The sequence below is a fragment of the Massilia sp. Se16.2.3 genome (genome assembly GCF_014171595.1).
Lineage (GTDB): Bacteria > Pseudomonadota > Gammaproteobacteria > Burkholderiales > Burkholderiaceae_D > Telluria.
This window is the reverse complement of record NZ_CP050451.1, coordinates 4,570,380-4,582,941: the sequence shown is the minus strand read 5'-3', so window position 1 is coordinate 4,582,941 and position 12,562 is coordinate 4,570,380. Positions and strand designations below refer to the sequence as shown.

The following is a 12,562-nucleotide window of genomic DNA, read 5'->3' as shown; positions in this document are numbered from 1 at the left end:
GCGGCCGTCCAGCGGACAGGGTCGATGGTCATCATGGTGGCGGCAGGGTCATTGCAGGAGCGCGCGCCAGGCGCTGCTCACGCGTTCTTCGAGGCGCCCGGCCCGGCGCAGCAGCAGGCGTGCGGCGATGTCGCGCTCTTCGGCATAGGCCAGGCCCGCCTCGGGACCGAGGACGGTAATCGCCGTCGAATGCGCGTCGGCCGGCATGCAGCGCGCATCCACCACGGTGGTCCGAGGCGATGTCGTTCGCCACCGGGTAGCCGCTGCGGGGATCGAGCGTGTGCGAGGCACGGCGGGCGCCGTGATGAAAGAAGCGCCGGTAGTCGCCCGAGGTGGCCACGGCCAGGCCATGCAGGGCGACGACCGCCGGAATGTCGTCGGCGCCGGGCACGCCTTCGAGCGTCACCCACCGGGGCTGCCCGTCCGGCTTCATGCCGGCGCCGCGCAGTTCTCCGCCGATCTCGACGAGGTAGTGGCCGACGCCGTGCTGTTCCGTGCACCAGGCCAGGCGGTCGACGGCATAGCCCTTGGCAATCGAGGACAGGTCGAGCAGGGCGCCGCCCGGCTGCAGCAGGCGGTTCTCATCATCACGGACGGGCCGCAGCGCCGCGCGTCGGGCGAGCACTGCCTGTACCGCGTCCGGTGCCGGGGCATAAAAGCCCGGCTGGTCAAAACGACGCTCGGGGCCGAAACCCCACAGGTTGACGAGTGCGCCGGCAAACGGGTCGTAAGCGCCGCCGCTTTCACCCATCACACCTATCGCAAAGTCGACGACTTCCAGGAAGCGCGGCGGCAGGGCATGCCAGCTGCCGGGCGCGGCGCGGTTGTAGCGGCCAAGATCGGAATCGGCTTGCCAGTGGCTCATCTCGGCATTGATCCCGTCGAGCTCGCGCTGCATCTGGCTGCCCAATTCGCTGCGCACGCCGGACGGCAGCATCAGGCGTGCCGACCAGCGCGTGCCCATGGTGGAACCAGCGGCGTCGAACAGCGCGCTGCCGGCCGGCGGCGGGGCAGGATCGATGGTGAGAGGGACGAGGACGTCGCGCATGGGTGCCAAAGGGGGGAGCAAACGGGCGCGCCGAATGTGGCGCGCCCGGGTACAAGCTTTCTTACTCCGGCAGCGCTTCGAGAGTGGCCGTGTAGGCATAACGGCGGGTCTCCGCCGGACCGTTGTCCGGCGCCGGGCCCTTGCCGGGATTCGGCGGGTAGGCCGCGTTCATCCAGTACATGTTCGCGGCCGGTAGTTTGAAGCTGGCTTCGCCCTTGGCGTCGGTGGTCAGGCGGATTTCGCCGGCCACGCCGCGGTAGCGCACGCCACCTGGTACCAGACTGAACGGCAGGTTCGGCAGCGGTTTGCCGTCGAGCAGGAAGCGCACGCGCATGGTCTCGTTGGCGCGCAGGTCGTTCGGGTGGGTCAGGGGCACCATCTCCAGGCCCTTGCCCGTCGGTTTCAGGGCCGCGTCATTCGTCTTGTGGGCGCTGACAAAGGTCTCGATGCGCTGGTGGGTGATGGTCTTGCGCAGGTCCTGGGCACCGGCGGGCACCTGCCTGGCGAAATCGGCCTCGCTGGCGCGGAAGCGTTTCACCTCTTCACCGACCTTGTAGCTGCCCATGACGTTGGTGCTGACCAGGGCAATGCGGTAGGTGCCTTCCTTGGGCAGGGGCAGGTCGATCGAGGCGCGCATCTTGCCCATCACGGCGGCGGGGGCCGGGGCGGTATTGCCATCCGGGCCGGTAACAAGCGCGCCATCCATGCGCAGCGGCATGTGGTCGACGTCGAACAGGCCTTCGGAGATGGCACCGTCGATCGTGACCCAGGCGTCCTTGCTCTCGACGATCGTCGAGGTCGGCAACATCCAGGGACGGTGGGCGCTGGCGGCGCCGGCCGCGGCCAGCAGGACCAGACCCAGTACGCCGTGCTTGATGAAGGAGTTTTGCATGATCTGCCTCTTTATTATTGGATGTTGATGGACACGGCGCCGAGTTCTTCCTTGCCGACGGCGTTGGCCGCCACCTTGCCCTTGGCGGGCAGGGCGAAGGGCACGCGCACCAGTTCGCGTCCGCCCGCTTCGCGCGCCGCTTCCACGACCAGCTTGTAATCGCCGGCCGGCAGCTTGTCGATGCCGGTGCGTGCCGGGCCGAAGCTCAACGTATGGGTGCCGGCGGCGCGGGTGGCACCGGAAACGCCGTCGATCGGCAGGGTGGTCTCGCGGCCCACTTTGCGCCACCAGGTACGCATGTCCTTCACCCACTTCTCGCCGGCGTTGTCCTTTTTCTTGACGTCGTAGAGCACGGCCAGGGTCGAGGCGACGGAGCCGTCGGCCTTTTCGATCCACATCGCGACATACGGCTTGTGGTACTCGGCCACGTTCAGCTGCGGCAATTCGAACTTCACGGACAAGTCCGCGGCCACGGCGCCGCCGGACAGCAGCGGCAGGGTCAGGGCGGCGAGCGAGGGAGACAGTTTCATGCAGAGCCTTCTATATAGAGACGATTAATGGATGAACAGCAGCGCGAGCACGGCCGGCAGGACGATGCCGAAACCGATCACGGGCCAGGTCGACGGCCGGTTGGCCGCGTGGATTTTCAATATCAGGAAGCCGGTAATGCAGAACACCAGGCAGGCCAGGGCGAAGATGTCGATAAACCAGCTCCAGACCGGCCCGGTATTGCGGCCCTTGTGCAGGTCGTTCAGCCAGGAGATCGTACCGCGGCTGGTGAGTTCGTATTCGGCCTTGCCGTCGAGCCCGACTCGCAGCCAGGCATCGCCACCCGGACGGGGCAGGGCGATATACGCGTCTTCCTCGCTCCATTCCGCCGTGCGTCCGCGCAGGTCGACCGGCAAGGCGCCATTCGCCCATGCCACCAGCGCCGGCGGCACGGCCGCCTCGCCATCGACATGCGCTTCGGCATAGGCCCGCAGTTCCGGCAGCAGCGCCGCCGGCACCGTCGCCTTGAGGCGCGTGACCTGCGGTTTCGACTCGATCTGCGCCGCATGGTTCAGCGTGAACCCGGTAATACTGAACAGCAGCATCGCCATCAGACAGATCGCCGAGCTGATCCAATGCCACTGGTGCAGCGTCTTGAGCCATAGCGACCGCCGCGCACCGGGAAGGGCGGCGGCACCGCCCTGGGACGGGTTGGACGGTAAACCCGGCGGGTTCTGGGCAGACATGCAATTTCCTGTTGAGTACACAACGCAAATGATAACTATTATCATTTAGCCGGTCAACAAAATTTACCCCACCCCCTATGCGCGCCGGATGTTGCGTTACAATACCCGCCACTTTGCGAAGAATCGAGAGATCCTTCCTGGTAACACAACACGGGATGGCAAGAAAGCGTAGCGAGCGGAAGAAGTTCCGGCCGAGGCGCGCAGCCGTACTTGAGTACGGCGAGCACCGCAGGCTGGAAATTCGACGCGCAGTAGCTTTATTGCCACCCCGAGAGGCCTTCCCTCACAACTTGATGTCTTGAAGTGTGCAATCCGCTAACCGGTCAGGCCGTGTCGCGGAAGGTTAAACCAACCCGCCAAACTCGCGAAGCGCGAAGAAAGGTGAGCAACAATGATGCAGCAATATAACGCCAACTCGTACCTGTTCGGCGGTAATGCGCCGTATGTGGAAGAGTTGTACGAAGCCTACCTGAACAACCCAGGTTCGGTGCCGGAGAACTGGCGCGCCTACTTCGACAACATGCAGCACGTGCCTGCGGTCGACGGCAGCACCCGTCCGGACGTCGTGCACTCGTCCGTCATCGCCTCGTTCGCCGAGCGCGCCAAGCAGGGTGCCATCCGCACCGTCAGCGCCGCTGCCGAAGCCGATCCGGAACTGGCACGCAAGCGCGTCGCCGTCACCCAGCTGATCGCGGCTTACCGCTACCTCGGCTCGCGCTGGGCCAACCTCGATCCGCTGCAGCGCCAGGAGCGAGCGCCGATCCCGGAACTCGATCCGTCGTTCTACGGTTTCACCGACGCCGACCTCGACACCAAGTTCAACATCTCGAATACCTACTTCGGCCAGGAAAGCGCTTCGCTGCGCGACCTGCTGAACATGCTGCGCGACACCTACTGCCGCTCCATCGGTGCGGAGTTCATGTACGTCAGCGACCCGACCGAAAAGCGCTGGATCCAGGAGCGCCTCGAGTCGATCCGTTCGACCCCGACCTTCTCGGCCGAGAAGAAGCGCCACATCCTCGAGCGCCTCACCGCTGCCGAAGGCCTGGAACGCTACCTCCACACCAAGTACGTCGGCGCCAAGCGCTTCTCGCTCGAAGGCGGCGAATCCTTCATCGCCTCGATGGACGAAACCATCCAGCGCGCCGGTGAAAAGGGCGTCCAGGAAATCGTCATCGGCATGGCTCACCGCGGCCGCCTGAACGTCCTGGTCAACACCCTGGGCAAGGCGCCATCGGAACTGTTCGAGGAATTCGAAGGCAAGCACGCCGACGACCTGCCGTCGGGCGACGTGAAATACCACCAGGGCTTCTCGAGCGACATCTCGACCCCGGGCGGCCCGGTCCACCTGTCGCTGGCTTTCAACCCGTCCCACCTCGAGATCGTCAACCCGGTCGTCGAAGGTTCGGTCAAGGCGCGCATGGAACGCCGCGGCGACCGCAAGGGCAAGGAAGTGCTGCCGATCCTGGTGCACGGCGACGCAGCCTTCGCCGGCCAGGGCGTGGTCATGGAAACCCTGAACCTGGCGCAGACCCGCGGCTACGGTACCGGCGGCACCATCCACATCGTCATCAACAACCAGATCGGCTTCACCACGTCCGACCCGCGCGACGCCCGTTCGACCATCTACTGCTCGGACGTCGTCAAGATGATCGAGGCACCGGTGCTGCACGTGAACGCGGACGACCCTGAAGCGGTCGTGCTGGCCTCGCAGATCGCGATGGACTACCGCACCGAGTTCGGCAAGGACGTCGTCGTCGACATCGTCTGCTACCGCAAACTGGGCCACAACGAGCAGGACACCCCGGCGCTGACCCAGCCGCTGATGTACAAGAAGATCGCCAAGCACCCGGGTACGCGCAAGCTGTACGCGGAGAAGCTGGCCACCCAGAACACGATCCCGGCCGACGAAGGCGACAAGCTCGTTGCCGCCTACCGCGACGCGATGGACGCCGGCAAGCACACGGTCGACCCGATCCTGACCAACTTCAAGAACAAGTACGCCGTCGACTGGGCGCCGTTCCTGAACAAGAAGTGGACCGATGCGGCCGACACCGCCGTGCCGCTGACCGAACTGAAGCGCCTGGCCGAACGCATCACCAAGGTGCCGGAAGGCTTCAAGCCGCACTCGCTGGTCGAAAAAGTGCTGGCCGACCGCGCCACCATGGGCCGCGGCGAGATGAACCTCGACTGGGGCATGGGCGAGCACCTGGCATTCGCTTCGCTGCTGTCCTCGGGCTATGCGATCCGCCTGTCGGGCCAGGATGCCGGCCGCGGTACGTTTGTCCACCGCCACGCCGTGCTGCACGACCAGAACCGCGAGCGCTGGGACCAGGGCATCTACCTGCCGTTGGCCAACGTGTCGGAAACCCAGGCACAGTTCACCGTCATCGACTCGGTGCTGTCGGAAGAAGCGGTGCTCGGCTTCGAGTACGGCTACTCGACCGCCGAACCGAACACGCTGACCATCTGGGAAGCCCAGTTCGGCGACTTCGCCAACGGCGCCCAGGTCGTCATCGACCAGTTCATCGCCTCGGGCGAAGTGAAGTGGGGCCGCGCTTCGGGCCTGACCATGATGCTGCCGCACGGCTACGAAGGCCAGGGTCCGGAACACTCGTCGGGCCGTATCGAGCGCTTCCTGCAGCTGTGCGCGGACAACAACATGCAAGTCGTGCAGCCGACCACGGCCGCCCAGATCTTCCACCTGCTGCGCCGCCAGATGGTGCGCCAGTTCAGGAAGCCCCTGGTGATCTTCACGCCGAAGTCGCTGCTGCGTAACAAGGACGCCGGCTCGCCGCTGACCGACCTGGCCAAGGGCGGCTTCCAGACTGTCATCGGCGAGACCGACGACAAGATCGAAGCCTCGAAGGTCAAGCGCGTCATCGCCTGCTCGGGCAAGGTGTACTACGACCTGGTCGGCGCACGCAAGACCCGCGGCGTCTCGGACGTGGCCATCATCCGCGTCGAGCAGATGTACCCGTTCCCGCACAAGTCGTTCGCGGCCGAGCTGAAGAAGTTCAGCAACGCGGTCGAGATCGTCTGGGCACAGGACGAGCCGCAAAACCAGGGTCCCTGGTTCCAGATCCAGCACAACATCTTCGAAAACATGGAAGAAGGTCAGCGCCTGGCCTATGCCGGCCGTCCGGCATCGGCCGCCCCTGCCGTCGGTTACTCCGACAAGCACGTGGCGCAGATGAAGGAACTGCTCGACACGGCGTTCTCGAAGCTCAAGGGCTTCATCCTGACGAAATAAATGTCAGCGCAAACCGGTCGTCGCAAGACGCCCGGTTTTAGCGCCTTCGTCTTTCAAGACTACAGAACAATTTAACGGAGTTTTACATGGCACAAATCGAAGTCAAGGTCCCGCAACTGTCGGAATCCGTCGCCGAAGCGACCCTGCTGTCCTGGCACAAGAAGGTCGGCGAGCCGGTCTCGCGCGACGAGAACATGATCGACATCGAAACCGACAAGGTGGTCCTTGAACTGCCGGCGCCATCGGCTGGCGTGATCGTGCAACTGCTCAAGGCCGACGGCGCGACCGTCGTCGCCGGCGAAGTCATCGCCGTGATCGACACCGAAGCTTCGGCACAGACCAGCCCGCTGGAAGTGAAAGCCATCCCGTCGGCTGCGCCGAACGCGCCGATCGCTTCGCCGGCGACTGCCGCAGCGCCTGCCGCTGCTGGCGGATCGCACTCTGGCGTGGCCATGCCGGCCGCCGCCAAGATCCTGGCCGACAACAGCATGACTGCCGCCGGCATCGACGGCTCGGGTCCGCGACGGCCGTGTCACCAAGGGCGACGCCCTGAACGCCGTGGCGAACAAGCCTGCGCAGGCGCAGGCTGCCGCTCCAGCGGCGGCCAAGCCAGCGCTTCAACAGGTGGCCGCACCGGTCGCACAACTCGGCGACCGTCCGGAAGAGCGCGTGCCGATGAGCCGCCTGCGCGCCCGTATCGCCGAGCGCCTGCTGCAGTCGCAGCAGACCAACGCGATCCTGACCACGTTCAACGAAGTGAACATGGCACCGGTCATGGACCTGCGCAACAAGTACAAGGACAAATTCGAGAAAGAGCACGGCGTCAAGCTGGGCTTCATGTCCTTCTTCGTCAAGGCCGCCGTTGCCGCGCTGAAGAAGTACCCGATCCTGAACGCCTCGGTCGACGGTAACGACATCGTCTACCACGGCTACTTCGACATCGGTATCGCCGTCGGTTCGCCGCGCGGCCTGGTGGTGCCGATCCTGCGCAACGCCGACCAGATGTCGATCGCCGAGATCGAGAAGAAGATCGGCGAATTCGGCCAGAAAGCCAAGGACGGCAAGCTGACCCTGGAAGACCTGTCGGGCGGTACGTTCTCGATCTCGAACGGCGGCGTGTTCGGCTCGATGCTGTCGACCCCGATCATCAACCCGCCGCAGTCGGCCATCCTGGGCGTGCACGCAACGAAAGACCGCGCCGTCGTCGAAAACGGCCAGATCGTCGTCCGTCCGATGAACTACCTGGCGATGTCGTACGACCACCGCATCATCGACGGCCGCGAAGCCGTCCTCGGCCTGGTGGCGATGAAGGACGCGCTGGAAGATCCGGCACGCCTGCTGCTCGACCTGTAAGCGGTCCGGCGGTACCGGGGACATGCCTGCGCGTGCGGGCATGTCCTTTTCGAACGGTCAAGAAATACCCAAGCGTAGTGAGGACAGCCATGATCTCCGATGAAATCCGGCGTTTGCACGAACTGCACCAGGCCGGCGCGCTCAGCGACGCCGAATTCGAACAGGCCAAGGCCAAGGTCCTTGCCGGCGCGGCGCCGAACGAGCGCGTCAACCTGGGCAAGGGCACGGCCTACAGCGGCAGCGGCAGCGGCTTCGAGTCCGCCAGCCGCAATGTCGAGACCCAGTTGCGCGCGCTGCGCCGTTCGCGCCGCGACCGCTGGCTCGGTGGCGTGTGCGGCGGCCTGCATGGCGTCATGGGCATCGAGGCCTGGGTCTGGCGCCTTGTCTTCTGCGTGTTTGCCCTCATTACTTCAGGGTTCGGGTTGCTCGTCTATCTGCTGATGTGGATATTCGTGCCCGAAGAATAACTAAGGATTAATTCATGAGTAACGAAAAACAATTCGACGTCGTCGTCATCGGCGGCGGTCCCGGCGGCTACATCGCGGCCATCCGCGCAGCCCAGCTGGGCTTCAAGACCGCCTGCATCGACGAATGGAGCAACGCCGCCGGCAAACCTGCCCCGGGCGGCACCTGCACCAATGTCGGTTGCATCCCGTCGAAGGCACTGCTGCAGTCGTCGGAACACTTCGAGCACGCCGGCCACGCGTTTGCCGAGCACGGCATCAACGTCAGCGGCCTGGAACTGAACCTGCCGCAGATGCTCAAGCGTAAGGATTCGGTCGTCAAGGCGAACAACGACGGCATCCTGTTCCTGTTCAAGAAGAACAAGGTCTCGTTCTTCCACGGCCGCGGCTCCTTCGCCGGCAAGGCGGAAGGCGGCTACACCATCAACGTGACCGGTCCGACGACCGACACCCTGACGGCGAAGAACGTGGTCGTTGCCACCGGTTCGAACGCACGCCAGCTGCCGGGCGCGGAATTCGACGAGAAGCTGATCCTGTCGAACACCGGCGCACTGGCGATCGACGCCGTGCCTTCGAAGCTGGGCGTGATCGGCGCCGGCGTCATCGGCCTGGAAATGGGTTCGGTGTGGCGCCGTGTGGGTGCGGACGTGACCGTGCTCGAAGGCCTGCCGACTTTCCTCGGCGCCGTCGACGAGCAGATCGCCAAGGAAGCGCACAAGCTGTTCACCAAGCAGGGCCTCAAAATCAACCTGGGCTGCAAGATCGGCGCGATCACCAAGGGCGAGAACAACGTCACGGTGGCCTACGCCGATTCGACCGGCGCCGAGCAGAGCGCCACGTTTGACCGCCTGATCATCTCGATCGGCCGCGTGCCGAACACGACCGGCCTGAATGGCGAGTCCGTTGGCCTGCAGCTGGACGAGCGTGGTTTTGTCGTCGTCGACGACGAATGCCGTACCAGCCTGCCGGGCGTGTGGGCGGTGGGCGACGTCGTGCGCGGCCCGATGCTGGCGCACAAGGCCGAGGAAGAGGGCGTGGCAGTTGCCGAGCGCATCGCCGGCCAGCATGGCCACGTCAACTTCAACACGATTCCATGGGTGATCTACACCTCGCCGGAAATCGCCTGGGTCGGCAAGACCGAGCAGCAGCTGAAAGCCGAAGGCGTGGCCTATAAGGCCGGCACCTTCCCGTTCATGGCCAACGGCCGTGCGCGCGCGCTGGGCGACACCTCGGGCATGGTGAAATTCCTGGCCGATGCCACGACCGACGAAATCCTGGGCGTGCACATCGTCGGCCCGGTCGCTTCCGAGCTGATTTCGGAAGCCGTCGTCGCGATGGAATTCAAGGCCTCGTCGGAAGACATCGCCCGCATCTGCCACGCGCACCCGTCGCTATCGGAAGCCGTGAAGGAAGCGGCGCTGGCGGTGGACAAGCGTTCGCTGAATTTCTAATTGCTTTATCGAGACCGCTCGTTCGTGCGCGAAGCTTGCGCAGCGAAATGGGCGGTCTTGTAGGGTGGGCGCCCTGTGCCCACGCGGTCTGGTGCGCATGCCGACCACCGCGTGGGCTCGGGGCGCCCACCCTACGTTAACACCCGTAGCGCTAACGCAATCGCATCCATGAACGTCCAAGAGTATTACCAGCACGCCCTCAACGAGCGCGGCTTCCAGTCCGACCCCGCCCAGCAGGCCGCGGTCGACCGCCTGCAGCAGGCGTACGACGACTGGGTCCAGTACAAGGCCCAGCGGTCGTCCGCTTTCAAGCGCCTCATCAACCGTCCGGACGTGCCGAAGGGCGTCTACATGTGGGGCGGGGTGGGGCGCGGCAAGTCCTTCCTGATGGATTCCTTCTATTCCGTGGTGCCGGTGGTGCGCAAGACGCGCCTGCACTTCCACGAGTTCATGCGCGCCGTGCATGGCCAACTCGATGAGCTCAAGGGCGTCGCCGATCCGCTCGACGAGGTCGCGAAACGCATCGCCCGCAAATACCGCCTGATCTGCTTCGACGAATTCCACGTCTCGGACATCGCCGACGCGATGATCCTGTACAACCTGCTCACGGCCCTGTTCGATAACGGCGTCAGCTTCGTGATGACCTCGAACTACGAGCCGTCCACGCTGTATCCGGACGGGCTGCACCGCGACCGCATGCTGCCTACCATTGCCCTGCTGAAGGACAAGCTCGACGTCCTGAATGTCGACGCCGGCAACGATTACCGCAAGCGCGCCCTCGAGCAGGTGCAGGCCTATTACACGCCCCTGAACGCGGCCGCCGACCGCCAGTTGCGCGAAGCCTATGCGAAGGTGGCCGATACCGCCGACGAAAGCCCGATCGTGCACATCGAGAACCGCGAGATCCGCGCGCTGCGCCGCGCTGGCGGCGTGATCTGGTTCGATTTCGCGACCCTCTGCGGCGGCCCGCGCTCGCAGAACGATTACCTGGAACTGGCGACGCGCTTCCACACCGTGGTCCTGTCCGGCATCCCGGCGATGTCGGCAGGGCAGTCGTCGGAGGCGCGCCGCTTCACCTGGCTGATCGACGTCTTCTACGACCACAAGGTGAAACTGCTGATGTCGGCCGCCGTCGAACCGGAAGCGCTCTACACCCAGGGCATGCTCGCAAACGAATTTCATCGCACCGTCTCGCGTATCATTGAGATGCAGTCGCGCGAATACATGCTTGCCGAACGGCGCGGTGCCGCCGCCGCCATCGCATAACAAGCTGACCGGACAGAACAAGAAGAAGGAAACAAGATGAAGAAGGGAACACCATGAACCTGACCATGGCCCGGTCCATCCGGCGCGCGGGCATTGCCGGCCTGCTGGCGGCCCTGCTGGCTTCCTGCGCCGCAGACGGCCCGACCCAGGTCGCGACCCCGCTCGCGCCGACCACGTCGGTGGTCCAGGCTGACGAGCGCCTGGCAAGCGTGGCCGCCGAACGCGCCGCGATCGAAGCGCGTTACGCCGAGCGCGAAGCCGGGTGCTACAAGAAATTCTTTGTCAATCATTGTCTCGACGAGGCAAAAGAAGGCCGCCGCGCGGCGCTCGCCCCCCAGCGCGCAATCGAGATCGAAGCGGAGTATTTCAAACGCAAGAACAAGGTCGAGGAGCGCGACCGCGCGATTGCCGAAGCCGAGGCCAAGTTCCGAGGCTGAGGAAGCGCGCACCGCGACCACGGCGCCGCCCACTCCCAAGGCGACCACGCCGCTGCCGCCGCCCCGGCCTTCGCCGGCGGCGAAGCGCGTTGCCAGCCGCAACGCGCGCATGGCCGAGGAAGCCGCGCAGGAGCCGGCGAACGCCGCCAGGCGCGCGGCCAGTGCGGCCGCCTACGAGGAGCGGCGGCGCAAGTCGGAAGAACGCCAGCGCGCCGTGGCGCAGCGCAAGGCCGAGCGCGCCGCCAAGCGCACGGCCCAGCAGGCCGAACGCGAGAAGACGCAGGCCGAGCAAAAGGCGGCGGTGCCGGCGCGCTGAAACGTCGATAAGGTGGAAGGGCACGCCGGCCTGCCGCAAGGCAGGCAGCGCGGCCCGGCTAGATCGGCGCGAACTCCTGCACCGGCTTGACCAGCTTCACGATCGCCATCGAGCAATTGCCACCCTTGCCCTGGGAGCGCTCGGCAGCCTTGTTGATCAGCTTTTCCGCGGCCAGGCGCGGCGTCGATCGTGCCAGCGCGGCACCGAGTTCGGCGTCGGTAAAGAAGTGCCACAGCCCGTCCGAACAGAGCAGGAACTGGTCGCCCGGCGCCATGCCCATCTGCCAGCCGACCGTCACGTAAGGCTCCTTGCGGCTATTGCCCACAGCGTTGACCAGCAGCTTGGAGCGGCGATGGTTGCGCGCCGCCTCCAGCGGCAGCTTGTCGAGGGCGACCAGGTGCTCGATATAGGCCTGGTCGTTGGTGCGCAGCTTCGGTTCGCCGTTCTCGAAGCGGTAAAGGCGCGAGTCGCCCACGTGGGCCCAGACCGCCTCGCCGTGGGGCGAGATCACCAGCCCGACAAAGCTGGCATGGGTTTCCTCGCCGGCGGTCACGGCATTGATCTGGACCACGAGATGGGTTTCGTGGACGATGTCGCGCAGCAGTTGCGCCAGGCGTTCGGGATTGGCGGTATCGCTCGGCTTGAACTCATCGAAGATGAGCTTAGCCGTATGCAATACCTGGTCGGCGGCAGATGGGCCGTTCAGGCCGTCCGACAGCACCGCCAGCAGGTAGCCGGGCGCGCGTGCGCCGGTCAGCAGGGCGACGCGATCGTTCTGCCGCGGGCGGTTACCGATGTGTTGCGCGGTACCCGCTTCGATCTTGAAGAGATTCATAAACTTTGATGC

11 protein-coding genes and 2 pseudogenes are annotated in these 12,562 nt (G+C 65.2%); 7 read left to right on the top strand and 6 right to left on the bottom strand.

All coding sequences use genetic code 11. The features are described from left to right. Positions 1-48: 48 nt before the first annotated feature. The 5 genes and pseudogenes from G4G31_RS29485 to G4G31_RS20930 all read right to left on the bottom strand — a co-directional run bounded on the left by G4G31_RS29485 (position 49) and on the right by G4G31_RS20930 (position 3,175). A complete protein-coding gene (locus tag G4G31_RS29485) occupies positions 49-207 on the bottom strand; it encodes a hypothetical protein (RefSeq protein ID WP_374011328.1) in 159 nt (52 codons plus the stop codon). Positions 208-295: 88 nt separating this feature from the next. Beyond that, positions 296-937 (bottom strand): annotated as a pseudogene (locus tag G4G31_RS29480) (FAD:protein FMN transferase); the annotation flags it as partial. Between the two features lie 172 nt (positions 938-1,109). Further along, complete coding sequence (locus tag G4G31_RS20940; protein ID WP_182989229.1) at positions 1,110-1,940, bottom strand: DUF4198 domain-containing protein; 831 nt, start codon at positions 1,938-1,940, stop codon at positions 1,110-1,112. Between the two features lie 14 nt (positions 1,941-1,954). Beyond that, positions 1,955-2,470, bottom strand: a complete 516-nt coding sequence (locus G4G31_RS20935; RefSeq protein ID WP_182989228.1) for a DUF2271 domain-containing protein — start codon at positions 2,468-2,470, stop codon at positions 1,955-1,957. A gap of 24 nt (positions 2,471-2,494) precedes the next feature. Then, positions 2,495-3,175, bottom strand: a complete 681-nt coding sequence (locus G4G31_RS20930; RefSeq protein WP_182989227.1) for a PepSY-associated TM helix domain-containing protein — start codon at positions 3,173-3,175, stop codon at positions 2,495-2,497. 391 nt (positions 3,176-3,566) lie between these two features. Here G4G31_RS20930 and G4G31_RS20925 point away from each other — a divergent pair, with 391 nt between their 5' ends. From G4G31_RS20925 to G4G31_RS27020, 7 genes and pseudogenes are all read left to right on the top strand, one after another. Continuing rightward, the gene (locus G4G31_RS20925) at positions 3,567-6,428 is read left to right on the top strand and encodes a 2-oxoglutarate dehydrogenase E1 component (RefSeq protein ID WP_182989226.1); all 2,862 of its coding nucleotides are present in this window, start codon (positions 3,567-3,569) and stop codon (positions 6,426-6,428) included. Between the two features lie 86 nt (positions 6,429-6,514). Beyond that, a pseudogene (gene odhB, locus G4G31_RS20920) lies at positions 6,515-7,781 on the top strand (2-oxoglutarate dehydrogenase complex dihydrolipoyllysine-residue succinyltransferase). 89 nt (positions 7,782-7,870) lie between these two features. Then, the gene (locus G4G31_RS20915) at positions 7,871-8,248 is read left to right on the top strand and encodes a PspC domain-containing protein (protein ID WP_182989225.1); all 378 of its coding nucleotides are present in this window, start codon (positions 7,871-7,873) and stop codon (positions 8,246-8,248) included. Between the two features lie 14 nt (positions 8,249-8,262). Continuing rightward, positions 8,263-9,696, top strand: a complete 1,434-nt coding sequence (gene lpdA / locus G4G31_RS20910; protein WP_182989224.1) for a dihydrolipoyl dehydrogenase — start codon at positions 8,263-8,265, stop codon at positions 9,694-9,696. Positions 9,697-9,864: 168 nt separating this feature from the next. After that, a complete protein-coding gene (zapE, locus tag G4G31_RS20905; RefSeq protein WP_182989223.1) occupies positions 9,865-10,962 on the top strand; it encodes a cell division protein ZapE in 1,098 nt (365 codons plus the stop codon). Between the two features lie 53 nt (positions 10,963-11,015). Beyond that, positions 11,016-11,399, top strand: a complete 384-nt coding sequence (locus tag G4G31_RS27025) for a hypothetical protein (RefSeq protein ID WP_229425161.1) — start codon at positions 11,016-11,018, stop codon at positions 11,397-11,399. After that, positions 11,368-11,715 (top strand): hypothetical protein, encoded by a 348-nt coding sequence (locus tag G4G31_RS27020; protein WP_229425160.1) that lies wholly within the window; start codon positions 11,368-11,370, stop codon positions 11,713-11,715. Before G4G31_RS27025 ends, G4G31_RS27020 begins: the two co-directional genes overlap by 32 nt. 58 nt (positions 11,716-11,773) lie before the next feature. Here the strand turns inward: G4G31_RS27020 and G4G31_RS20895 are convergent, their stop codons facing one another. Next, positions 11,774-12,550: a PP2C family serine/threonine-protein phosphatase gene (locus tag G4G31_RS20895; RefSeq protein ID WP_182989222.1), complete on the bottom strand. Its 777-nt coding sequence runs from the start codon at positions 12,548-12,550 to the stop codon at positions 11,774-11,776. Positions 12,551-12,562 lie beyond the last annotated feature (12 nt).